Consider the following 24,506-nt stretch of genomic DNA (forward strand, 5'->3'; position numbering starts at 1 on the left):
CAACTTGTAATCCAGATAATATTCTTCTATACGTGTATTAGAGAAAATCGGACTCCATATAACAAATAAAACAGAAGAAAAAATATATTGGTCTACTTAATGTTAATTCCATTAAAGCGCGCGATTGTGGCATAAATATTAGATTTTTAAACGACTTTATTGTTACATTTATGGGTTCTTATTTAGTAATTGTGAAAAAACTAAACAACTTTATTTTTACACCGTCCACATTTGCGGACGGTGTAATGCGTTTTTTCAGCTTCAAAATTAAACAACTTTATTATCATTACACAGGATGTACCATAAAAAAGGTAGATTGTTTTAGGAATCTACCTTTTAAACTACTAAGTTTCCAAAAAGAATTCTACCACTTCAAGGTATGTGAAGGGCGTACCAATAAGTAAGTGGGAGATGAATTTTTGGTATCAAAATGTTAAAAAAATTATACTTAAACAGATTGCTCTTTGAAAACTGAAGATACTAGGTTGTTTTAGGTAGTCTACTACGTGCAATCGCCTTATACGACTGAAAAGCGATAACCAAACAGTACATTGTATGGTGAGTCAACCTACAAGATTGTGTTTTTAGAAGCAGGAACTCCCGTCATAGCTTGGTAAATATAAGTGGCTAATAAAATCAATTACTTCCCAAGAAGCTCCCACTTCAAGCGTAGCTAAGTGATCAGTAGTTCACTTTCTTATTTAGTTTTCGGAATGAACCTCAAAATACATGAACTGATGTTGTAGTACCATATTAAACATGTGGTTATCTGTATAACCACACCCTCATGATTGAGAATAGCTGTTCTAAGTTTACTGGTTTACTAATATAATCAGAAGCACCTGCCTCAATGCATTGTTGTCGATCATATTTCATTGCCTTAGCTGTAAGTGCAATGATAGGAAGATTTTGAAATTCAGGAATTTGACGTATAACTCGAATCGCCTCAAATCCATCCATTTCAGGCATCATAATATCCATAAGAATCAAATCAATGTCTGAGTTCTCTTGTAAAACTGCAATACTTTCATTTCCATTTTCTGCAAATACTACCTCAACTTGATAACTCTCAAGTGCTGTCGTTAACGCAAATATATTACGCATATCGTCATCCACCACTAGTATTTTTTTCCCCTCTAGTGATTCTTTCCTTCCTTGAGCCTGTCTCCATGTATCATCAGCCCGTAATGGATACTCAAAAGCAGCGCCAGATTCGGGACCTGATTCTTCAAAAAGCCCTGGAGCAGCCTCTACTTCAGACATGGATAACTCCGTACTTACCATGTTTTGATAATTAGGCAAATACAAGGTAAACGTGCTTCCATTTCCTTCGATGCTTTCAACTTCAATGAAACCGCCTAATAATTGAGCGAGTTCCCGGCTAATTGAAAGCCCTAATCCTGTTCCGCCATATTTGCGGCTGATTGTTCCGTCCGCTTGTTTAAATGCATCAAAGATAATGTTCTGATTTTCTACTGCAATGCCAATCCCTGTATCCTTAACGGAAAAAGCAAATTCTATATTTGAATGAGTAAAAATACTCACTTTTTCAACTTTTTGTATTGTTAAAGATACAGCACCATGCTCAGTAAATTTAAATGCATTTGATAATAAATTCTTCAAAATTTGCTGTAATCGCTGGTTATCAGTTTTAATCATCTCCGGTAAATCAGCAGTGAGTTGAACGTTAAATTGAATTTTTTTATTGCGGGCAACAGGAGTAAACTGTGCTTCTACAAATTCTTTCACATCTCTAAGTTTTACATCTTTATAAATAATCTCCGTTTTTCCTGCTTCCACTTTTGCTATATCTAAAATGTCATTTATTAAATGTAACAGATCGTTTCCTGAAGAAAAAATAGTTTCCGCATAATTGACTTGTTTTGAAGTCAGGTTTCCATCTGCATTTTCAGCTAGCATTTGGGCTAGAATCAGCAAGCTATTGAGCGGTGTGCGCAGCTCGTGGGACATATTAGCAAGAAATTCTGATTTATATTGAGAACTAATGGATAACTGTTGTGCTTTTTCTTCAAGAATGCTTTTTACTTTCTCTACCTCTCTTGTCTTCTGTTCAGACTGTTCAATTTGTTCTTCAAGTTGCTCATTAACTGTTTTTAACTCTTCTTGCTGCGTTTGAAGCTCTTCAGAGTGGCTTTGCAGTTCTTCTGCTAAAGCCTGTGACTCTTGGAGCAGCTTTTTAAACTGCATATTTCTTAGTATACTGTTTATATTGACACCGAGATTGTCCATTAATTCTTTTAGCAGCATTTGTTCTTCAGTATTAAAAGATTTAAATGAAGCTAATTCAATAACAGCTAAAACTTCTCCTTCAAATTTCACTGGTATAATCAAAATGGCTGATGGTGTTGCTTTACCAAGACCAGAGGTGATTTTAATATAATTCTCAGGCACTTGATCTAGCAGAATCATACGACTCTCTAATGCGCACTGCCCCACAAGCCCCTCTCCTAAACGAAAGCTCTCTGCACCAATGTTCTGTTGATTATAAGCATAAGCAGCCGTTTTTTGGAAAATCCTTTCGGGTCCTTCTTCATTTTTTATATAGAAAACCCCATAAGATCCTTCAACCATAGGCGTGACTTTTGATATGAACAGATTTGCTAAAGAGTTTAAATCAGCTATCCCTGAATACATCGTAGCGATTTCAGCAATTTTTGTTTTGATCCAGCTTTGTTTCTCTGCAGTATTTTTTAGTTCAATCAGTTCGAGTTGGGTCACTTCGAGTTCTTCTGTTCTACATTTAAGTTGACGAACTAAGGATTCATTTTCAAAAATTGTAATGACTTGTCGAATGACTATAAATAAAAGAATAAAAGCTCCACCTATTAAAAAACTTGAGTAATCTTCTTTTTTGGTCATACCAAGAATGATGAAAATTAGCAAAGTAAAATACGGTAATATATTAAACAGTCTGTAGAACGGTTTTTCATGCTCTTTTTTTTCTTGTGATAGATTATCCTTCATTTTGACAGAATAAAAACTTGATATACTTATTAATAATAGACAGAAATTCCATACTGGGTTTAAAGGTGACAAAAGATCAAATGTAGAAGTAATTGAATAGAATAACCAAAAACAATCTACAATGGTGTAAATAATCATTGCAAAACCATTTAAAAACATGACTATAGGCGAAAAAATCCCTTTATTAAAAAAGAAAAGCAACGCAATACTAAACAGAACCCCTAAAATAGCTACCGGATAAGTTACTGAGATAATGAGTTTTAAAGTGGATATTTCAGAATTATGTAAAAGGGGTTTTAAGATATAAACCCAGGAAATTGTTGTTAATATAGTCATAAATATAAAGGAATTAAAAAAAAGTTGAATTGTTCGATATTGCCCCTTTTTCGTAAATATTTTATAAATTACAGCAATACTGTATATAATACTAAACATGGCATAAAATAAATTATCCCAACCTGGGAATGGGTTGTACTCTTTTAAAACAAATTGGTGGTATCTCCATATTAATTCCCCAATAAATTGACTAAATAATGCGAGACAGAGAATGAACCAAAATCTTTTCTCTTCTTTTTCCTTTATATGATAACTGGCTATACCTATAAATGTAATTGCAATCAATGGACCCAAAATTGCAATTAATCCAATTCCTAATAGGTTTGTTGGCCAAAGTATAATCAAAAAATAATAAACAAATGTATAGACCAATGTAATTAATATTGAAGGTTTCTTAAATTTCTCCAATGAGTTTAATCTCCTTTCATCTTTAGGGGTTTTCCTAAAAGGTCATTATTTCAATGATATAAATTATTTGATAATTTTGAATATTTAACACACATGATCATTGACGTCCCTTGATTGTGGGGTATGGATATAATGCAAACAGAACACTCGCTTTTATTTTACACCCTTAACACATCTATTTCCAAATTCAAACAAAAATTTACAAATCGATCCGATCCATATTAATAGTAATTCCTATTAGTAAAATCATCAAAAACTACAATTTTTCGAGCCTTACCACTACCAGTCATTGCCCTCAAAAAACCATAAATAATAAAGCCTTATATAGTAAATATAAGTTGTTCAAGCGATTGCGCATAACCCATCATGATTATAAGAAGAATTACTATTTGTATAACTCGTTATTACTGTTAAACATTCGTTATGTTCTTATACCTTGATGTCCAATTTCAATGAACCTATGAGGTTGGAATTGCTATTTAATAAACAGACTTACTTAAGACTTTAATCAACAGCGCTTTCATTTATTATATTTTATACTAGTAATTCGGTATATAGATAGATCCAAAAAAAATAAAATCGATTAATTCAGCATTACTTTTATAAACAAGATTCCTAGATAAATTTTTCTTATAGGAAAAACAATATATCAATTGATTAAGTAATAGATTCAGTAAAGTTTGGCGGAGGGATATGAGTGAGTGTAAATATCGAGGTAAATCAAAGTGTTGAAAATTATGCTGATTTAGAAGATAAAGTACTGGTAAAGAAGGTTCATAGTGGTGATAGCGAAGCACTGGCATTCTTAATTAATAAATACCAGAACTTCGTTCAGATGAAAACACGTCCATACTTTTTAATTGGTGCAGATAAAGAGGATCTAGTTCAAGAGGGAATGATTGGTCTTTATAAAGCTATTCGTGACTTTAAAGAAGACATGGATACCTCGTTTAAATCTTTAGCTGATCTTTGTATCACAAGACAAATTATAACGGCGATCAAAATGGCTAAACGTCAAAAGCATGGTCCTCTAAATGCTTAAATATCTCTGGATATGCCAATTTTCGATAATGAATCAAATTATACGCTCATGGATATGATTTCTAAACAAGAAATAACGAATCCGGAAGTATTAATCATAAACCAAGAAAACTTTCATGATATCGATAAAAAAATATCAAAATTGCTTAATGAATTGGAAAGAAGAGTGATGGACCTTTATATTAAAGGACATTCATATATAGAAATTTCTGAAGAATTGAACACGCATGAAAAGTCGATTGATAATGCTCTCCAGCGAGTGAAAAGAAAACTTGAACAGATACTGAAGGAAAAAATCGCGATCTAATCCTTTTTAATTTAAAGGAAACTCTTCATTTTGATCAATCTTAGTTCAAAATGGTTTCTTTGTTTATTATAAAATTTGACTTTAAAGGTTGCATGTAATCAATCTTTGTTATAAAGCTACATTAGAAGAGATTGTTAAGGAATGTACTTAAACTATAGGGTTAGTTAATTGAAGAAGTAGGCTAAAATTTCATTTTAAAATATACTGTTTTTATACAGTTACTATTGAAAGTAGGTGAATGGAAGAGAAAAAGTTAGGAGTGTTAGGAAATTACATTTACAAATATGAGGGTACGGAAACAGAAAAAGCAAAAAATGAGTTTCTAAACATTTTTAAATATAAATTGCTACAATATGAAGTTACATTAATTTTTATAGAGAAAATAAAAATGTGTTTTGTTCTCTATATTGTTATTCAAAATGTAGGGGATGTTCAAGATAAAAATATAATTGATAAATCAGTTAGAGTTTTTCATGGAGATGATTATCTGAAAGACGATTACATGCCAGTCTATTTGGATATGATCGGTGATGAGTATAATTTTATTGAAAGCATTTTTAAGTTTCAGTCAGATAGTAATGTGAAAGCTGAAAATCCAAACAGTAATCTTAATTATAATCAAAGTGAATTTCACATAAACAGTTTTAATAATGAATTAGATATGTATATTGCAAAAACTCAATATGAGGATGCCAATTATAATGTTATAGAATTAGAAGTTAAAAATATCAGACCAAGTGAAAGTAAATTTGTGAACAAATTAGTATTATTGCATTCTCTAAACAAAGAGCTTGAAATTAAGTATACGATTATTTCTGTTAAATCGGATGGCTTCAAAGAAGTGGTATTAAGAATCAATTATCAAGACTAATGAAAAAGGTTATCAAGGGTATTAGTATTAATTTAATCAATCTTTCTTTAAAAGCAACAATATAAACAAAAACCCCCTTATTTGGGGGTCTTGGTGTCTCTTATGATTGTCTGGAGTTGTGGCTATACCCATTTCTATGTTATGCATTAATTTAGTGAATGAGCTTATCTTCATTAAAAATAATAAAAGCCTGACCACATCATATAAACATGCTTATATTTATGTCATTTCATTATTTTAAACATACAATAAATTAGCTCATGTAAGTATCTCCTTAAAAAAAGGAGTTGTAAATATATGTCAGGTTGTGGTGTTGATGGCGGCTGCGGATTTGGTGGAGGATTTGCCTTATTAATCGTATTGTTCATCCTCTTAATCATTATTGGAGCCAGCTTCTGCGGTGGATTTTTTTAATAATAAATAACAATAAGGACGGCCATTGATGGTCGTCCTTTTGTCCTTTATTTATAGTTCTTATCACTTTGTCTGGTACGTGCTTCTCCGCCCTTAAAGGATTCTATTCAACTCAAAAGTTATCTTTAATGTGTTTTAATTATCATACATTGTTCAAAAGCTACACTTACGAAAAAGACTTTTTTTAAATTCACAAGGGTGAACCATGGAGGTTTATAAAAATGGTTGATTATTTAAAACAAAGGTAGCGTCAGGAAAATGCGGATTTACAACGATAAGCTGTTTGATACAAGTCTTAATTTAATTATGTACCAATATGCTTACTCTATTGAGATTATAAGTTTTCTAAGAAGAGGTAGCTGGGGTATCGTTAGTTGACTCATTTGTTGTTACATTATTCTCACTCGAATTTGTGATACGTAAGACAATTATTAATAAAATGAAAAAATATCTTGCCATTCTATCGTTAGTTACAGTCCTGATCAGGGCTGCAAAAACCAAAGTTTCCGTTATATTGCCACTAAATAATAAATTTGAGATTTCTCTGAGAAGAATAATAATATAATTATCATTTAAGTCCATACAATTGTCTCACTCCTTCTTTAAAGCAAGTATATTCAAGAAATTGAAATAATGTGTGTCTGCCCTTTTTCATTTATTACATGCAAACCTGTATTCGAATTCAATCGAATACAGAACTAATGTTTGTGTATACTTTTAAAAAGGAGATGGTTAATGTGTTAAAAGGCAGAGGTACAATAAAAACAATAGTATAATTTAAGGGCGGATATAAAGTATCTAATGATATATCCTCCTTTATTTTTATATTGTTATTGACAATATAAAAATAGTAATCCTACATAGTAAACAACGTATCTAGTGATTTGATTAGATTGAGAGGGGTTTGAGTGACAAAGGTATATGTAATAAAAATTCCATCTGGAGAAAAAAGATGGATTGTAGTAAATGGTTCTTTAAGTTTGACCATTTCTTATTGAACTAAAGCTCCCGATAGCCATCCATGAAGCTATGCTTCACCACAGAAAATGCAAGAAAATATTTGTTCTTACATGGTAGTTGAATAAGAAAATTATATCAAACCTGTTAATTTTCCATACATTTATCCCAATTAACAGTAACAGGAAAGGATTTAATAAATAATGTAACCGATACTCAAAAGATCAATATAGATGAAGTTGCTGCGGAATCAAAAATTAATGAGGCTACTTATGCTGCTAGTGCTAATTGGGTAAAAGCTTCTGGTGTCAAAATGGCATATAATAAATATTCAAATGGCGGAGGGCTGGCTAGGTTTTCTACTATGGAGAAAAAAACTAGTTCCTATAATTCAAATTTTGATACATTTACAAGAAATGTTGATACTTTACATGCTTTAGAAATAGGATCATTAAGGGATTTTGTGGGTTTAGGATTGATTGAAGCCACAAATAAAGTAGGAACTAAAATATCTGTAGCCTCTACAATAAAAATTGCAGGTAAATTCGCGAATGGCGTTCCATTACTTTCGCTTGCATCGACGCTAATTCAATATGTTTGGTATTACGATAAAGCTAATAAAGCCTGGTGGAAGATCCCAGGTATTTATTATTATTGGTAGGAAAATTTAATTAGAATTTAGGTGGAATATGAATAGAATACTTTTGCTAAGGATAATAATTTTAATTGTTATGTTTGGAGGTATTGCATATTCTATATGGCAATTTTTTGAAAGAAGTAAAACATCCTTAGTTAGCTTACCTTCACTAATTGGTGTGTTTCTTGTTTCTTTAATTGGAATATATATTTATTTTCCACGGAAAAATAAATAACTTTTAATCTTGATTGATAAGTAATATTTAGGTTAGTGAAAGGAAAGAAAGAATTTCGCCTTCCTTTTTACAGAAAAATTACTCGAAATCCTTAATCGCGGCAGGCGATTGAGGATTTTTTTAGTTGTAAATCCGCATTTTCATGGTGTTACCCTATTTGTGGATCCTACCAGCTAACGGCATTTTGTCGGCAGGACCTTTTTTGAAAATAAAAGAAATTAAGGGTGTCTTTCTCATTAATATAAGCTAATTGCTTATTCCAGAAAAGTGTAATAAAGTTTAATCAAAAATACCTTACAGACCCCGTTTAACAGTAAATGCAATGAAGTCATTTTGAAAAAAGACTGATTAAAATGGCTTCACACTTTGTGAATTAGTGTAAATTTTCTGAAAAATAGTTTGATCATTTTCTACCTGCGTTGCTCTACAATCGAAGGAAACAGTGACCATTGTCAGATGAGAATCAAAGGTGTTAAGGGCGGTAACCCGTGGGATAAAAGCCCAGTTCCAACTGATTACGGGATTATCGGTTTAGGTGCGATTAAATTGACTGTCCGTAATATGACACCAACAGTCGATGTCCTGACCGAAATTTTAGGATATCAGCAAACAAGACAATATATGTCGGAAGTGGAAGTGCAACCAGATATTTTAGTATTTGAAACAGATGAAGGTGGAAACGGTTCAGAGATCCACCTTGAAGAGCGCAGCGACCTTCAAGTGGAACGTTCTGGTAGAGGGAGTGTCCATCATGTGGCATTCCGAGTGGATAATGAAGAAGAATTGCGTAAGTGGATTCAAAAAATTGACGTTGCCGGATTCCCTAACTCTGGATTTGTCGACCGTTATTATTTCCGTTCTCTGTACTTTAGAGAACCAAATGGGATCCTTTTTGAACTTGCGACAGATGGTCCTGGATTCGCAATCGACGAATCGGTCGACCACTTAGGCAAGAATATTGCCCTCCCTCCATTCTTGGAATCAAAAAGAGAGCAAATTGAACAGAAATTTAAACCACTTGTAACTAAATAAAACATCCTAGTAGACACCCGGTAAGAAAAAGTGCAAAAAAAAGCTTCAAATAAATCAAAACTTCATTAATTGATAAATAGTAGGGTATAGGGAAGATTAAATATGTTCTACTTATTAAAAGGAGGAATACAATTGGGATCTCTATCGCCGTATTTCTAAAGAGGATGCCGTCGTACTTCTAGTCGAACACCAGACGGGACTTATCTCCGGTCTCGTACGTGACTACGGTGTTGATGAATTTAAGAATAACGTCCTGGCTTTGGCCAATACCGCTAAATTTTTCGATTACCTGTTATCCTGACTTCGAGCTTCGATAACGGTCCAAACGGTCCATTAATGCAGGGGCTGACCGAGCGAGCTTACTCCAAATGCGCCGATGATCTCTCGCCCAGGCCAAATCAACGCATGGGATAACGAAGACTTTGTCAATGCTATTAAGGCGACTGGCAGAAAGCAGTTGATCATCGCGGGCGTGGTCACCGATGTCTGCGTGGCCTGACCAGCACTTTCTGCTGTAAATGCGGGTTATGAAGTATTTGCCGTCAAAATGCCTCCGGAACCTATTGCGAACAGGGCGCGAACGCTGCGCTGATGCGTGTTTTAGCGTGGCGAGCGAACTGATTGGCGCAACGACATACCCTACTTGCTGGCCATCTGGCGGGTTACGAAAATGTGATTGGGACTTATATGGGAGCCCAGAGCGATGTTAGCAAGTAAAATAACACTGTAATAAATGGGCGAAGGGCCGTAATAAATGAAAGAGGGACGAGCCTACATTAGACTACGTCCCTCTTTTATACTGCCGTAATAATTTCCTTACGTCGATTATTGCAGATAATAAATTTTAGGGAGAATGTAAAATGAAAAAAACAAAAGTCAATACACTTTTAGAATTGCTACAAGCCATATCGGAAAATATCCCACAAGTTTTGGAGATAGAAGCATCCATTCTTTCCCCTCATTCCATTACGTTACCTGAAGGCTACCAATTAACAGGAAAAAGTAATGAGTCATGTATGGTGAGCTTTAACAATAGTGATGGTTTTGGTGTGACCCGCGACAATACCATCTCAAATCTAACAGTTATGACAAAGCAAACGAACCGAGCCATATATACGGTGTGCGGTATTCGAGATATGGGAAATATTGACCTTGAAAATTTGAAAATTACAGGGCAGGTTTCTATTATTTCTAGGCAGGGAACAGACAAGATCAATTTCATCGCAAATAACATACACATTACTTCTTGCGATTCCAGGCATTACAGTGAGCAACCGCAAAAGTATGGCGTGAATGTATACCAAGGGGCACTGACGGTATACAATTTTAATTCTGACGAAAACAGTAGGATTTATTGCGAATTAACAAATATCAGCTTGGGCTTTATTAATGCTCCTGTTATTGGTTCAGGCATTTTTGTTTGTGGTTTTGGCGATAAAGGTGGCAAAGTATATTTGGAAACATTAACTACTGATGCTGTGTATTCAAATGGTATGTTACCCTTTGGTACAGCTGATATTATTACCGCTGCTGTTTTCATTGTTTATGGTGTTGAGGCAAAAACAATTGAACATCATGGTGAACTTGTGACATACGGTGTGAACGACATGGTTCTGGATACATGGGGCAAAGTTGAAAAATGGGTTAGCAATGATTCAATCGTTTCTTATGGACCAAGCGGTATCGGATTCGTGAACTTTGGCACAGTAAAAGACTTCATGGCACAAGATATTACTACATATGGGGTAGGTGCTAGAGGCTTTAACCAATATGACGGTACGGTTGAAAATATTACTTTTAAATCCATTACAACTCATGGTGATGGTTCAATAGGCATACAAGTGAGTAAACCAATTGGACATATGACTGTGAAAGAAAATGTAACAACATATGGCGCTGTAGGTAATTCCTTAGTTAAAGGCGTATTAACGGAGCTTGCAGCAAATGCAATAAGTATTAAATCAGGTGGCAAAATTGAAAATTTAACGATTCATGGTGACATTGTTACTTACGGCGACAATGTTACGAATTATGCATTGGAAGGCGGCGAAGTTGCGAATTTTAATATTGACGGCGAAATGATAGTTCATGGGGAAAATTCACAACCACAACGAACGGAGGAATGAACGTTGCAGCGAACGGTTGAAAGTATGATTAAAGGCCAGAAAGTAATTAACGATGGTGATATGACGCTTTTTAGAGCACTACCTCAAATTGAACGTCGATCCTTAGGCCCATTTGTATTCCTTGATCATTCTCTAAAAGAGGTATAGGTGATAAGCCACACCCACATGCAGGTACACCTACCTGATCAAAGGTAAAATGGAACACAGTGATAGCAGAGGCTATAAAGATGTTCTTGAGCACAGTGATTCACAATGGATACGTGCAGGCAGTGGGATATTACATGAAGAAAAGCCTTTTGAAGGAAGACATGGCTTACAATTACATGGCTTACAATTATGGGCGGCATTACCACCGGAAAAATCTGAAATGGAACTGCTTATTAATCATTTAAATCCAACGATATACCAGTAATTGAAAAGGATGGTGCTACGATTAAAGTACTGACAGGAACAGTTGATGGTGTTCATGGCCTTATTGAGTCAGAATCGCCAACTGTTCTCGCTAGTATTAACTTTAGTAAAAATACGTCGATTGAAATTGAAGTAAATGAAAGGTTTGAATTAGGGCTTTACGGAGTTTTAGGCCGCTTAATAGTAGATAATAAAAACATACAAACAGGAGAATTAGCAGTTTTATCATCCGGTATTAAAATTACCATATCTTCACAATCAGATGAGGCGATTGTTGCCTTAATAGGTGGTGAAAAAATTAAATGGAAAATATACTTCTAAGGCCCATTTGTTGCAACGAGTAAAGAAGAGCTCTCAAAGGCTGAGAAGAATTTTGTTAACGGCAACATGGGAACGCTTGATGGTGTACCATTTTAAATTTCTTAACATGGCTAAATTAGTAAGGGCTTGGCAGTTCGGACTTGGTTTTTCGTAATCAGTATTCTCAGTAAATGAGTTTTTTGATACTAAGGAGGTTCTTAATAATATTTTATTTAATTAAGCTTGAAACCATATCAAAAACAAATTGGGAAGTGCAAAAAAGCGAATTCTTTGCTAAAAGGAATTCGCTTTTTATGTTTTTTATCGTTTTTACAATAATTAATTCGAGAAAATGGCCCGAATTTGGAATAACATGATGAACATTTTTCAATGACTTTATTATTTCATTTCACAACAACGTATATCTTTTAAGCAGTACAAATGCCATCTATGTTCTAAAACTCGTCCTTTTCTGAACACACTTCTTTTTCAATTGAAAGGGTCGTTTATTATTAAAATGGATTTTTCGAGGCGAAAAAGGGTGGGCATCATTTAGATACCCACCTTTTATATATTTAGTCTATTGCGAACAATGATTTTCCTTTAAAATCTTGATATACGTAGTTAGTCATTAAGTCATACACTTTGGATTCCAAATCTTGAAGGTCATCTCCTTCAAGGTTATTTTGGGGTTGAGGATGAAACCACTGAATTTCTCCATCGTAGAAAATCCCTTGATAATTATCCCTTTCACAGGTTAACGAAAACTGATGACGTTCATGAACTTGATCTTCAAACAATGGTTTTACTTTAAAATCTTGATATACGTGGTTTGTCATGAAGTCATACACTTTCGATTCCAAGGTTTGAAGGTCATCTCCTTCAAGGTTATTTTGGGGTTGAGGATGAAACCACTGAATTTCTCCATCGTAGAAAATCCCTTGATAATTATCCCTTTCAAAGGTTAACGAAAACTGATGACGTTCATGAACTTGATCTTCAAACAATAGTTTTATGTTAAAATCTTTAATCATTATAAAAACCTCCTAAGATAATTACTCATTGAACTTTTCCATAAATGGTTTTAAATCGTCTATACCGTGGTTACTTCACTCTTTCATCTGTTGATTAACGATCAAAGCATCTCCTGTTGATGCATCAATATCCACCGTGTATTCTGTATCTTGATTTACAATAGAAATCTTGTATGTTTTACTTCCATAATTTTCAACGGTTTGAGTATTCGTTACTAGACCGCCTTTTGATGTGTCTAAGGCAATAGTCTTTGCTTGTAATTCATTAATTGTTTGTGAGGGTGCATTTGTTTGTTCAATTACCGGTTGGTTATCAAGCAGTGTATGAGCTCCTAGACCACCCGCGATTAAAGCACCTGTTAATAGCATTGGTATCAATTTCATGCTTGATAACCTCCTCGTGTTGTTTGTATTGTTATCATAACCTCTCGAGTTTAAAGAAAAAGAAGAAGAACCTTAAAATACTCTTAGAAAAGTAAACGAATATCAAGTTTGCGTTTTTTGACTCTGATCTAGTAGGTGAAACTAATAAAAACCCCCACTCAATTAATTGAATGGGGGTTTCAGCTTTGCATTCATTATGCAAAGCATATTGGAGTCAATATTGTAATGAATGTATGAAAGTATGCAAAATCATACATAAAAAAACCGTATTCAACTAAAAATTGAAGATCTTTTTTTATGCCGATAAGTTATTTTATGTAATTTTGTTGTACGTCTAATTTAGTAAGTAAGGATTTGTTGAACTTTTCTTGCTGTTCATTGGTGTCATTAGTCGTTCGATCATTTCATTACAGGACGCAATAAGGGACGGTATTAGCACCATTTACTCAACAGTTTGATACTCTGAAGCACTTTATGAAGAAGGAACAATTTATGGGGACTTCTTTCAGAAATTTTTATGAAGATAAATTGGTAAATTAAGGGGCGCTAGTGTCTCATATAACTTATCTCAAAAGTCTTATCATAGTAAATCCTCATTCCGAGACTGGACCCGAAAGAGAGCTCAATATCGAGCTCTTTATCATTTATAATTCATCTTTTAATCATTAAATGAGGTACGGTTTTGTATTCTCCTTATTAATCCAATAATCATAATTATTATTACAATATCTAAAGCAAAAACGTTTATCCAATTGTTGATATGAATTTCTAAAAAACCTTCTAAGAAAATTAATAATTCCTTTGTTATAGGATCTTTTACAATACCTAAAATAGCAACATGTGCAATTAAACCATTTACAATTATTTGAATCCACGATGTATCAGCAATTATTTCAGAAAACAAATTAATTATAATAAAAATCGTAGAAATACTTAAAAAAATCCCTATTACAATAAAAAGGATATTCGATGAAAGTTCAGCCGTAATCATAATACTATCTAAACAAATTGAAAAATCTGTTACTATAATAATCAATAACATCTGAAAAGTCGATATAGTGGGAATAGATCTTGTTTTCCTTACTTTTTTAATTGACCATGCTAATCGAATAGCAATATAGAGCATAACAATTCCTATAATTACTCGTAAACCAGGTATATCTGACAATGAATGAATAATCATTATATACAACGTTCGACTTATAGTTAAACTGATGACAATATATATAAATAATGCTTTTATTTGATAATGATATTTTCGGATAACTGCTAAAATAATTAAAATGTTATCAATGTCATTAATAAGATTCATTAAATAAATCTTTAAAATATCACTCAAAATAAAATACCCCCATATAAGATTTTCCTTTTAAAACACAGACACCTACCAGAAATATGTTCTATTCTGATAGGAGTCATTAGCTTTATGCCAGTTATGGCGAACTCCATCGCCTATTCAAATTAGATACAATACAAGATATATTGCTTGTCACAAAAATATATCTAAATTATTAATTATTTTTAGATGTTTACAGCTATTAAAGGAGTAGCACCAGCAAAAAGCAAAAAAGCCACCGTATACATGGTTTCGGAGTGTAAGGACAAAACGATAGAAATTGAGACAATTGTCTATTAAAAGGTCTTATTAAAAATCATAATACGAAAAAACGATTCAGTAATAACATGGTTAAATTCAAAGAAATAACAAATTGCTCTTGAAATATGGGAAAGTTTTTCTAAAAAAAATTGCATAAAATCCCACTTTTTATACAGTTGCCAGGCTTCTTCAAAAGCCAAAAACGTTAATAAATCAACATTGTATAAAATCATGCATAATCGATAAAATACAGACAAGAGCCAAACCCAGTATTATCAAAGGTTTGGCTCTTTTGCAGCTTCCGAAAATTGACTTTATGGTACGACAAGAAGTCACATTCACACAGTGTAGCTTATGCTCCTCATTTAGACACAAAGAAGATCACCCATCTGAAACTGCATGCTTGGCAACAAGTTTGTAGATTGCATGAGGAAATAAGGAAACAGAGGACAAATGTATGGTCCGGAATACTGCTAGGAGAACACAGATATGGTGAACAAAAGTGAAGGTATGTAAGCTTCGTTAATTAGCTAGAGATAATACATAGTTTCGCTTGGGTATTGGTAAGAGGAAAAGTAGATCCATAATGCTACTGTGCTGTGTCCCACATCTTGCCCGGAGTCTTTAACAAGATTAACACCAATAGTAAGAAAAAATGGATTTTTGAAGGGGACTTCAAGAGTTGTTTTGATCTTTTGCGTCATGAATGGATAGAGAAACAAACCTCTCGTTTTTTCAGGAAAAGCACTCATTAAAAGATGGTTGAAGATGGGATATGTAGATAAACACGTGTTCTCCGAAACACAGGAAGGGAAATTACGAATAGCTTATTTTACTCTATCGAGGTAGTGTAATTTATGTTTCAGATTGGACCAAACTGTTTATTTCTCTTCACTTATAAAACATCTTTTAAACGCTGAGATACTTTTTAAAGGAATAAGAAATGAATATAGTGAGTACCCTACTTTCTAAACTCTATATGATTTAAACAAGATTACTTTATCACAAATGAGGGGAAGTCATGACATCAAATTATCCACTTGATATATCTACACGCTTTACCGTTGAGATGCGTGATGCGATTCGTACACCTAGGGGGAACGATGCAATCCACGGTTTAGTAATCAATCCACAGACCGGTGATGTAACCAATGACGTTCTTGCCGGTTATCTTAGTAGTATTAAGAAGGATCAGATTCTCGAACTTGCATACTGTGACATCATTGATAATAAAATCCAGCAGCTTCTTCTTGGATATACAGAATTCCAGAACAGATTTGCCGAAATTAGCAATACCCTTCGAAATATCGAGAATACTCTTAACGAGGTACATCAACGCCAGGACGGAATCATCGAGTTGTTGGGTTATGTCACCGTTCCAGACTGGCAGAAGAAAGAAGAAGTTGAAAAAGGCGATGACATGGGAATGGTTAATCCAAGTGCTGAATCTCTTGGTCTTCGAGTCGAGTACATTATATTACAAGCTGATCCTAGATATGAAAATGAAGAGGTTGTCAATATCGAACCACCCCCTGGAAGTTTGGTACGGAAGGGCAGCACAGTAAAAGTGACTATAAACTTAGAAGGTTGATTTGTGAAGTTGTTGTGATTCTCATTACTTCACCTAGCTCATTGCTATATACTCGTCATAATAATGAGGTTACGGCAAACTTCTCGGAACTATTATCAATTAATATACCGAATGGATCTGTTTTAGATGGGAAATTATTGTGTATGGTTCTAATGGGAAACAGGAATTTGAAGCAATGATGTCCCGGTTCCAATTCAGACGCAACTTATAGAGTGCTTTAAGTTGTTACGTTATTGATGTGCTTCAATATCAGGGTACTTGGGTTACCAGAAAACTAAAACGTCGGTTATGCTATTCAACAAACTTGCCAGATTGTTGAATAACACTGGGTGGTAAAAAAATTTACAAATGCTTATTAATCCCTCCTCGTAAATTTGTCCCTATTGGACAAACTATATTATGGGACAGTGCTGCTAAAACAATAGCACTTCCCTATAAAAAACGAGGGAGTGAAATAGATGGCTGATATCAACAAACGCAAACGTGATGATAACTATACTGACAAGGCAGTAGGAACTGGTGTAGGTGCTTTTACTGGGGATACCATGGCTTCTGCTCTTGATCCATTTGGTTCAGTTGCAGTAGAAGGTGCTGTTTCTGGAGGAGCGCTGGACAACAAGGCGGGGAAAGGTACCGTTGATGACGACAATCATGGCTCCAAAACAGGAGATTAGAATTAAGTAAAGTCATCCTTTAACCGAAGGGTTATGGCATGCAGTGGACTTCCTAAATGGGAATCCATTTAGAGGGACTTCTTATGTTTGCAAATTACAAACTTGCTTATCTATCGATAAAATCCGGTAGAAAATGAGTAAAGTATTTGAAAGTGCTTATCTTCAACTACCATGAAAATAAACTTCTGTAACTCCGAAAAAAGACAAAAGTCTCATTCGTTTTAAAAAAATGGAGAGAGCCACAAATCATTGATTTATAGATTGACTGGATTAAGAATCAGTATTGACGGTGGTTTTCTGTCATTTTCATTTTCTGTGGTGTAGCGTTGTTTTTGGCGCTGAATGATGGCTAACGGGTGCTATCCTTGAATGAGGGTAGTGCTCTTTTAATATAAGGGCCATATAAACGAACAACATCTTTAAAAAAACTGGCATTTATTTTGAAAGATAGCTGAGATTATGAAGGATTGCACTTAAACTATCGAGTGAGTTAAAGATAGAATTATTGAAAAGAAAAACAATTAGTTTTATAATTCAAGTATTCAATAAAATACTTGAATAGGTTGGATGGTGATTTAAAATGATCAATGAACGAAATTTAAAAGATTTACTGTATCAAGAGTTCGCAAGAATAGGTAAAAGTCTGTCTAGTCCAAAACGATTGGAGATTCTCGATATTTTATCTCAAGGCCCGAAGTCAGTGGAGGCATTATCAAAAGCAACTACTATGTCTGTGGCGAATGTATCTCAACATTTACAAACTCTTGCTAATTCTAGATTAGTAAAGTTTCAGAAGAAAGGGAACTACGTCATTTACGAACTTGCAGATTCAGCTATTTCGGATTTTTTAACTTCCTTGCACACATTATCAGAAAAACAGTTTGTACAGGTTCAACAAATTAAACAAGAGTTCTTAAATGCCAATCTCGGCATGGATGGGGTTTCACTACCAGAACTTAAAGAACGGATTGAAAAAGGTGAAGTTATTTTGTTGGATGTGAGACCTACAGAAGAATATGAAGAGGCTCATATTCCTGGTGCTGTTTCTATGCCAATTGAAGAGCTAAGGGAAAAACTTTCTACTTTACCGACCAATTGTGATGTGGTTGCTTATTGCCGAGGTTGTTACTGTTTAATGTCGGTGGAAGCTGTTGAACTTTTAAGGTCTAGAGGTGTTAATGCTTTTCGTTTAGAGGAAGGTGTACGTGATTGGAAGAAATTACAGAATAATAAATGAATTGAGGTCCTAACCAATGTCTAGTAAACCCTATCATTTGAGTCAGAGTTATGTAGATTCCCAAGAAAAACAAAAAAAGTTATACAAACGTACATTAATGATTGTAAGTATTTCACAAATTTTTGGTGGTGCAGGGTTAGCAGCTGGAATTACTGTAGGTGCACTTCTCGCACAACAAATGCTGGGTACGGACGCATATGCTGGACTTCCTTCAGCTTTATTTACTTTAGGGTCCGCAGGAGCTGCTTTATTTGTTGGGGGACTTTCCCAACGTTTTGGACGTCGTTCAGGTTTGACAGCTGGTTTCATGATCGGTGGACTTGGAGCAATAGGAGTAATTATTGCAGCCATAATAGATAGTGTTTTCCTGTTATTTGCTTCCCTATTTGTTTATGGTGCAGGGACAGCAACAAATTTACAAGCTCGGTATGCAGGTACGGATTTAGCAAATAGTAAACAGCGAGCGACTGCTATTAGTATTACTATGGCTTTTACAACATTTGGTGCAGTTGCAGGTCCGAATTTAGTGAATGTCATGGGGGATTTTGCTCTTTCTATTGGCGTTCCATCACTTGCTGGTCCTTTCATTTTATCGGCAGCAGCATATATTTTAGCAGGTCTTGTACTTTTCATTATGCTTCGTCCAGATCCGTTAGTTGTAGCAAGAACAATAGAAGCGTCCAATCAGGAACATGACCATAAAGATCGATATGAAGATACTGACCAAATAGAAAACAAAAAAGGTATTATCGTTGGTGCGACAATTATGGTTTTTACTCAAATTGTAATGGTTGCCATTATGACAATGACGCCAGTACATATGAGACATCATGGACATGGATTGGGAGAAATAGGTCTTGTTATTGGATTTCATATAGGCGCAATGTATCTACCTTCACTGGTTACAGGTGTCCTTGTTGATAAGTTGGGGCGTACTGCGATGGCTATTGCTTCTGGAATTACGTTGCTTCTAGCAGGTTTAATAGCAACGATTGCACCAGGAGATTCTATGATTCTTCTAATAATTGCTCTTTCTTTACTAGGATTAGGATGGAATTTTGGTTTGATAAGTGGGACCGCACTTATTGTTGATTCGACTGAAACTTCAACACGAGCTAAAACCCAAGGTACAGTGGATGTTTTAATTGCATTATCAGGAGCTTCTGGGGGAGTCTTATCGGGAATGATTGTGGCAGTTTCAAGTTATACAACATTATCATTTGTTGGAGGAATTTTATCTTTATTACTGATTCCAGTCGTAATCTGGTCCCGTGGAAGTAAAAAACTAAAATAAACTATTTGTTTTACGAGATCAGTATTTTCTTGTTGAACTAACGGGCGACCATATTTTAGTTATTCAATTAAAGGGCGCGATTCTTCAAAAAAGAAGATCGCTTTTTTCCGTTATTGGGCCATATTGTTTAGCAACTCCTTTAAAGAAAATTAGATTTCTATGCTAAATTTTAAAGGAGATTGTGAAATTATGTACTTAAAGTAACGAGCAGGATAATTAAACAAAGATTGATACCTTGCTGGTGGATTAATATATGAAGTAAAGGAGGGAGTTTCATGTCAAACCATATATTTATTGCAACAAAGAAAATTGGATAATAATTTAAATAAATATTGAGTTATTGGGAGTTAGAAGATGAAAAATAAAAAAAGAAAGGCAGAATGGCTTTTTTAAAGAAATCCTAATTGAGCTTAGAGATTCAATCTTATTTGAAGTGGCTTGGAACATCTTAATGTTTTTACCAAAAATGATGATTCGCTTAATAAAAAACATTTGGTGAAGTGGTTAGTCAAAATAGAGCTAACGGGTTGCATTATTTCATAAACGATATTCCGCAATCGAGCGCGATTCTTGAATAACTTAGATTTTTATACGATTTTATTGTAATATTTTTTATTATAGTAAAGTAGCTTACATCAAAAATTAAACAATTATATTTTTAACCACGTCCTAGATTTAGAACGGGCAAGTATGGAGGCTACATATAATGGGGTACCCTTCACTAATATTGGCTGCTCTTTATGAGTAGCCTTTTTTTGTGACCTGATGGATTATGTAGAATTTGGTGTTATTAAATTGCGAGCAGAATTAGTGAAGGATTGACCTATTAAAAGAAAAAAATGACTCTTTGGGTGATCTCTCAGCATATTTTTTGGATTAAATTAGGAGAATTGTTCTTAGGTGTATTAACTTGGGATGATACTTCAAAAGCTTCCATTTGGAGTGCATCAAATGGTTTAAGGTACTGTTGCAGATAGTCGGTATCATGTATAGAAGGATCTAACCATACTTTCTCATCCTCGGGCTTAAGTATAACAGGCATTCTGTCGTGAATTGAGGACATTAGCTTATTAGGCGTTGTAGTGATAACGGAACAGGAATAAATCGGTCTTCCTTCAGGTGATTTCCACGATTCCCATAACCCCGCCATAGCAAATGGTTCATCTGTCTTAAGTTTAATTCGCATGGGAATTTTACGTTCGGGTGTTTTCTTCCACTCATAGAAAGAGTCAGCAAGTATTAAACAACGTTTCTTTTTATAGGCATTCTTAAAACTTGGTTTCTCAGCGATTGTCTCAGCCCTAGCGTTGATCATTTTGTAACTAATCTTTTCATCTTTAGCCCAGAAAGGGATTAACCCCCAACGAAGGTAGCCTAAACGATTCGTAGTTCCGTCATTGATCACTGACAAAACAGAGTGTGAAGGAGCGATATTATAACTGAATTGATACTCGTCAATAAATGGAGCTTTTATGTCAAAACGGTCCATTATTTCTTCTATGTCAGTGAACAAAGTGTATCGTCCACACATAGTATCACCTACTTGTTAGATTAATTAGGTTGATTCTAGCATATGATCCTTTTAGTGACAAATCAGCGTTCCAGAATTCCAATATTTCTATATGGTTAATTGGATAATTTGCATTTTATTATTGTGGTTTTGAAATAAATAACAAAAAGGTAATGTTTAAACGGTGGCAGCACTACAGCCTGTAAGAAAGGGAAAAGCGTCCTTTCTAACAGGCTATACGTGTCACTTCGGCATTAAATGGTACAGGAACCTACGGGTCTGTACGGCTAACGCCTACATTCCGTAGGTTCCTGTACCATTTACGGTTCCCGCCATATTGAACGAGCCGAACAGCTAAAGATCAAAGAGATAAAGAACAAAGAGATAAAGACGAAAGGAATGCGGCTGCTTTTTATTTTATTTTTCCCTTCCGAATCGTAAAACAGCTAAGAAGCCTAGTCAATTGGTCAAGGAGCACAAAACTTTTTTATTAATAAACGCTACGCAACATAAAAAACTTTTGGCTCAGACCGCCTTTGCCCATTGCTATGCGTGTTTTTCTTTCTACTTGCAAAAGAGGAAAATTAATCCCCCTTTTGGGAACAGACTTCGCTTCGAAAGACAAAAGGAAAGGCTTAAAACCCAAAACCATTAAAGGAAATTCTTTAGGCGGTGGGACAAGCCCAATCGGATAGCCAAAAATCAATGGAAATAAGTAACGTACAAAATCATACGAAAAAGGAGTGTTTTTAATGAAATTAAACTCAATTTTTGAAGTGGTATGAATTAAACAGGAAGTTAGTGAAACGTCAGAACCATTTTCATCCTATTGGATTGTATCACCGGGTGATGTGCAAGAGTTAGCGGCTTCATTTATCGCTGATGAAGATAGAGAAGTATTTCTTGTGTTGATGTTCAACGCTAAAAATCAAGTTATCGGGCTTCATAGTGCACATGTAGGAAGTCTGAGTTGCTGTTAGATAAGGATTGAGGGATATTTTTCAATCAATCTTTATTCCAAACTACAATAGGGGCTATAATAATTTTCTCGGTATTGTAAGCGAGAAATTAGGCTTTTTCTTCAAAATTCCAGTCAGTGGTCGGTGTATTCTATAATAAATTATAGTCTAACCTTAACCTCAGTACCGTCCTTAGCTTTGACATCTACTAGCACGAACCCCTTATAATCTTTCAGTTCCTTGACGATAGGCTTTAACGTTTTTTTATCTATTAATGGAAAGGTAAAGTCCAGTTTTTTTCTTTTGAAGTGCTCTTTTGTCCATTTGTTTGCATTTTTCTGAAAAAAATTTGAAGACAAAATTGAAATAACAATGTTTAAAATAGGATATGGAATTGGGATGGTAAACCGAACGTCTTTTGCTTTCACTTTTACATGCATCATAAGCAAATCACTAATCAATGATGACCGAAACGGTATCCCCGTTTGCCGATTTAATATCAACAATTTGGCCATCTAATTCGTTTTCGATTGCTTCAATAATAAGGCTTATGTCTATATCTTTAACGTATTTTTCCGATTGAGGAATACTCGCTGCGATGCTGTGTCCAGCCATTAATACTACCTTGACAAGTTTTATAGGCAAATTGACCGTGACGTTATCATTTTCGGCCGATACAACACGAATTTTTAATGTTTTATCTAAATATTTAGTCGGCTTTTCAAAAAGCTTATTACCTGTTTCTTCTTTCTCTTTTAATACTTGAATCAGTTCTGTACCCTTATCTGCTTCAATCTTCCCTTCTTTAACCATTGTTAGCACTCTTGTAATTTCCTCTTTCATGATAAATTCCTCCCTAATCCTCTTTTAAGAGCTTAATGGCTTCTTCATATGTGATTTCGCCATTTTCCAACATGGTGACAACCTTTTTCTCGTCTACCCCATTTTTCTTCTTCTGCACATATCCAAGGGATGAAATGATGTCTGTTAGCTTGCCTCGGACCGTTGGATACGAAATCCCCAGTTCCTTTTCAACTTCTTTGATATTCCCTCTGCATGTTAAAAATACTTCCACAAAATGAAGCTGATCCTTTGATAAGGATGCCAGCTTAGATAATTCAAACTCATTTTCAATCGTAGTGTGACAATGAAAGCACTGTAACTTTGTAATTTTCAATGTTTTACTGCAGACAGGACAATTTGTGATTACTTTATAAGCCATAATGAAATTCCTTCCTTTTAGTTGATACGATTATATAACAAGAAATCGAAAAGATAAATAATTAAATTTAAGCTTTTTAACTCAAAAAATCAATAATGTTAATTTACTATTCAATATCATTAATCATCCATTTTCATTATTCATACAAGTATTATATTTACCATAATGGTTGATATTGTAGATATTAGACTTGGCGAAAATACCCAATTATTTAATGAGCACGATTACTAGACTTTGCGATGCTGACTAATAATCCATGGATATTTGATATTAATATTCCAACTGATGATGATTCAGCAGTCGTTAGCATTGATGTATTATTTAATGATTTAGAACTTGAAAATTATTAAGCTTAAGGGTTGATTAATCTCCGATTATGCAGTGATATGAAGACTTGGTCTATATTTTAGTTATTCCAGCATAGGGTGCCTTTTTAGGATAAGGAAGGCATTTTTGTTTTACGCACAATTTGTCGAAGTATGTCTTTAACGTTTTGTATTAAACCAATTAAATAAATTTATTGTTCTCTTGTATGTTGATATGAAGGAGGGGGAGACAAGGTGTATAGGTTGAATAGTATTGTGTTAATAGTATTATTTACGATTGTCGCAGGGTGCAGTAATGTTGAAGAAAAAAAATCGTATAGATTCTATTCAAGAGACTAGAATATGATTTCTTTTCTTCAAGATAACGGAGCAGATATGTCTGCTCACGTAAACGTAGAACTTTTAGAATAGATATTGTTTGTTTTGAAACAACAAGTGATAAATACATACCGGTATCTTCAACAATCGGGCGCGTTTATTTAGGAACGCATCTTTTTTATTTAAAGGGCCATTTAATGGAGGAAATACCTCAAGAAAAATAGTACTTATGGTATTGTTTTTGTGCTGTTTGTGAAAGATTGTATTTAAACTATAAGTGCATTAAGTTTAGGAAGGGAT

The 24,506-nt window shown here is 34.3% G+C and carries 20 protein-coding genes, 3 pseudogenes and 1 riboswitch; of the genes and pseudogenes, 15 read left to right on the plus strand and 8 right to left on the minus strand.

Annotation, left to right across the window (positions count from 1 at the left end; all coding sequences use genetic code 11):
• Positions 1–765: 765 nt before the first annotated feature.
• Positions 766–3,606 (minus strand): response regulator, encoded by a 2,841-nt coding sequence (locus V179_RS27425; RefSeq protein WP_235178988.1) that lies wholly within the window; start codon positions 3,604–3,606, stop codon positions 766–768.
• An 820-nt stretch (positions 3,607–4,426) separates the two neighbouring features.
• On the opposite strand from V179_RS27425, the pseudogene sigH reads away from it, so the two are divergent.
• From sigH to V179_RS32360, 10 genes and pseudogenes are all read left to right on the plus strand, one after another.
• A pseudogene (gene sigH, locus V179_RS27430) lies at positions 4,427–5,077 on the plus strand (RNA polymerase sporulation sigma factor SigH).
• Between the two features lie 238 nt (positions 5,078–5,315).
• Positions 5,316–5,948 (plus strand): hypothetical protein, encoded by a 633-nt coding sequence (locus tag V179_RS0107815; RefSeq protein ID WP_028390969.1) that lies wholly within the window; start codon positions 5,316–5,318, stop codon positions 5,946–5,948.
• A 297-nt stretch (positions 5,949–6,245) separates the two neighbouring features.
• Positions 6,246–6,362, plus strand: coding sequence for a YjcZ family sporulation protein (locus tag V179_RS29825; RefSeq protein WP_082675207.1), 117 nt, complete (start codon positions 6,246–6,248; stop codon positions 6,360–6,362).
• 1,270 nt (positions 6,363–7,632) lie between these two features.
• Positions 7,633–7,980 carry a hypothetical protein gene (locus tag V179_RS0107830; RefSeq protein WP_028390971.1) on the plus strand — a complete coding sequence of 116 codons (348 nt, stop codon included), beginning with the start codon at positions 7,633–7,635 and terminating at the stop codon, positions 7,978–7,980.
• Positions 7,981–8,656: 676 nt separating this feature from the next.
• Positions 8,657–9,223: pseudogene (locus V179_RS27435) on the plus strand (VOC family protein); the annotation flags it as partial.
• A 151-nt stretch (positions 9,224–9,374) separates the two neighbouring features.
• Positions 9,375–9,940 (plus strand): annotated as a pseudogene (locus tag V179_RS29830) (isochorismatase family protein).
• A gap of 143 nt (positions 9,941–10,083) precedes the next feature.
• A complete protein-coding gene (locus tag V179_RS0107845) occupies positions 10,084–11,349 on the plus strand; it encodes a hypothetical protein (protein ID WP_028390973.1) in 1,266 nt (421 codons plus the stop codon).
• 3 nt (positions 11,350–11,352) lie between these two features.
• Positions 11,353–11,496 (plus strand): hypothetical protein, encoded by a 144-nt coding sequence (locus V179_RS30985; protein WP_154663994.1) that lies wholly within the window; start codon positions 11,353–11,355, stop codon positions 11,494–11,496.
• Between the two features lie 37 nt (positions 11,497–11,533).
• Complete coding sequence (locus V179_RS0107855; protein ID WP_268745200.1) at positions 11,534–11,761, plus strand: pirin family protein; 228 nt, start codon at positions 11,534–11,536, stop codon at positions 11,759–11,761.
• Positions 11,762–11,856: 95 nt separating this feature from the next.
• Positions 11,857–12,081, plus strand: coding sequence for a pirin-like C-terminal cupin domain-containing protein (locus tag V179_RS32360; protein ID WP_407637243.1), 225 nt, complete (start codon positions 11,857–11,859; stop codon positions 12,079–12,081).
• A gap of 554 nt (positions 12,082–12,635) precedes the next feature.
• Here V179_RS32360 and V179_RS29065 read toward each other — a convergent pair.
• The 3 genes from V179_RS29065 to V179_RS0107870 form a co-directional block, all read right to left on the minus strand.
• Positions 12,636–13,094, minus strand: coding sequence for a DUF5342 family protein (locus V179_RS29065; protein WP_051404883.1), 459 nt, complete (start codon positions 13,092–13,094; stop codon positions 12,636–12,638).
• A 75-nt stretch (positions 13,095–13,169) separates the two neighbouring features.
• The gene (locus tag V179_RS0107865; protein WP_028390975.1) at positions 13,170–13,478 is read right to left on the minus strand and encodes a PepSY domain-containing protein; all 309 of its coding nucleotides are present in this window, start codon (positions 13,476–13,478) and stop codon (positions 13,170–13,172) included.
• Between the two features lie 658 nt (positions 13,479–14,136).
• Positions 14,137–14,817, minus strand: coding sequence for a TerC family protein (locus V179_RS0107870; protein WP_051404884.1), 681 nt, complete (start codon positions 14,815–14,817; stop codon positions 14,137–14,139).
• A 63-nt stretch (positions 14,818–14,880) separates the two neighbouring features.
• Positions 14,881–14,940: riboswitch (Fluoride riboswitch) on the minus strand.
• A gap of 1,156 nt (positions 14,941–16,096) precedes the next feature.
• Between V179_RS0107870 and V179_RS0107875 the strand changes: the two genes are divergently transcribed.
• The 4 genes from V179_RS0107875 (at position 16,097) to V179_RS0107890 (ending at position 19,871) form a co-directional block, all read left to right on the plus strand.
• Entirely contained in the window at positions 16,097–16,666 is a 570-nt protein-coding gene (locus tag V179_RS0107875) for a PASTA domain-containing protein (protein ID WP_028390977.1), read from the plus strand.
• Positions 16,667–17,124: 458 nt separating this feature from the next.
• A complete protein-coding gene (locus tag V179_RS0107880; RefSeq protein WP_028390978.1) occupies positions 17,125–17,340 on the plus strand; it encodes a hypothetical protein in 216 nt (71 codons plus the stop codon).
• Between the two features lie 583 nt (positions 17,341–17,923).
• Positions 17,924–18,577, plus strand: coding sequence for an ArsR/SmtB family transcription factor (locus V179_RS0107885; protein ID WP_028390979.1), 654 nt, complete (start codon positions 17,924–17,926; stop codon positions 18,575–18,577).
• A gap of 16 nt (positions 18,578–18,593) precedes the next feature.
• Positions 18,594–19,871: an MFS transporter gene (locus V179_RS0107890; protein WP_028390980.1), complete on the plus strand. Its 1,278-nt coding sequence runs from the start codon at positions 18,594–18,596 to the stop codon at positions 19,869–19,871.
• Positions 19,872–20,730: 859 nt separating this feature from the next.
• On the opposite strand, the gene V179_RS0107895 is transcribed toward V179_RS0107890, so the two are convergent.
• The gene (locus tag V179_RS0107895; protein ID WP_028390981.1) at positions 20,731–21,402 is read right to left on the minus strand and encodes an SOS response-associated peptidase; all 672 of its coding nucleotides are present in this window, start codon (positions 21,400–21,402) and stop codon (positions 20,731–20,733) included.
• Between the two features lie 812 nt (positions 21,403–22,214).
• Here V179_RS0107895 and V179_RS32365 point away from each other — a divergent pair.
• Entirely contained in the window at positions 22,215–22,361 is a 147-nt protein-coding gene (locus V179_RS32365) for a JAB domain-containing protein (protein WP_407637244.1), read from the plus strand.
• 140 nt (positions 22,362–22,501) lie between these two features.
• Here the strand turns inward: V179_RS32365 and V179_RS31610 are convergent, their stop codons facing one another.
• Genes V179_RS31610 through V179_RS0107915 form a run of 3 tightly spaced genes read right to left on the minus strand, consistent with a single transcriptional unit; the run spans position 22,502 to position 23,562 of the window.
• On the minus strand, positions 22,502–22,783 hold the full coding sequence (locus V179_RS31610) for a hypothetical protein (protein ID WP_028390982.1): 282 nt from the start codon (positions 22,781–22,783) through the stop codon (positions 22,502–22,504).
• A gap of 10 nt (positions 22,784–22,793) precedes the next feature.
• A complete protein-coding gene (locus V179_RS0107910) occupies positions 22,794–23,183 on the minus strand; it encodes an SHOCT-like domain-containing protein (protein ID WP_028390983.1) in 390 nt (129 codons plus the stop codon).
• A 13-nt stretch (positions 23,184–23,196) separates the two neighbouring features.
• Entirely contained in the window at positions 23,197–23,562 is a 366-nt protein-coding gene (locus V179_RS0107915; RefSeq protein WP_028390984.1) for a DUF2089 domain-containing protein, read from the minus strand.
• Positions 23,563–24,506 lie beyond the last annotated feature (944 nt).

It is taken from the genome of Bacillus cihuensis, assembly GCF_000504145.1.
GTDB classification, from domain to species: Bacteria; Bacillota; Bacilli; order Bacillales; family DSM-1321; genus Peribacillus; species Peribacillus huizhouensis.

Excerpts from the sequence above, each read along its gene's own strand:
- V179_RS0107815 (WP_028390969.1), top strand. The coding sequence starts at position 5,316 with ATGGAAGAGAAAAAGTTAGGAGTGTTAGGAAATTACATTTACAAATAT.
- V179_RS29825 (WP_082675207.1), top strand. The coding sequence starts at position 6,246 with ATGTCAGGTTGTGGTGTTGATGGCGGCTGCGGATTTGGTGGAGGATTT.
- V179_RS0107830 (WP_028390971.1), top strand. The coding sequence starts at position 7,633 with ATGGCATATAATAAATATTCAAATGGCGGAGGGCTGGCTAGGTTTTCT.
- V179_RS0107845 (WP_028390973.1), top strand. The coding sequence starts at position 10,084 with ATGAAAAAAACAAAAGTCAATACACTTTTAGAATTGCTACAAGCCATA.
- V179_RS29065 (WP_051404883.1), bottom strand. The coding sequence starts at position 13,094 with ATGATTAAAGATTTTAACATAAAACTATTGTTTGAAGATCAAGTTCAT.
- V179_RS0107865 (WP_028390975.1), bottom strand. The coding sequence starts at position 13,478 with ATGAAATTGATACCAATGCTATTAACAGGTGCTTTAATCGCGGGTGGT.
- V179_RS0107875 (WP_028390977.1), top strand. The coding sequence starts at position 16,097 with ATGACATCAAATTATCCACTTGATATATCTACACGCTTTACCGTTGAG.
- V179_RS0107880 (WP_028390978.1), top strand. The coding sequence starts at position 17,125 with ATGGCTGATATCAACAAACGCAAACGTGATGATAACTATACTGACAAG.
- V179_RS0107890 (WP_028390980.1), top strand. The coding sequence starts at position 18,594 with ATGTCTAGTAAACCCTATCATTTGAGTCAGAGTTATGTAGATTCCCAA.
- V179_RS0107895 (WP_028390981.1), bottom strand. The coding sequence starts at position 21,402 with ATGTGTGGACGATACACTTTGTTCACTGACATAGAAGAAATAATGGAC.
- V179_RS31610 (WP_028390982.1), bottom strand. The coding sequence starts at position 22,783 with ATGATGCATGTAAAAGTGAAAGCAAAAGACGTTCGGTTTACCATCCCA.
- V179_RS0107910 (WP_028390983.1), bottom strand. The coding sequence starts at position 23,183 with ATGAAAGAGGAAATTACAAGAGTGCTAACAATGGTTAAAGAAGGGAAG.
- V179_RS0107915 (WP_028390984.1), bottom strand. The coding sequence starts at position 23,562 with ATGGCTTATAAAGTAATCACAAATTGTCCTGTCTGCAGTAAAACATTG.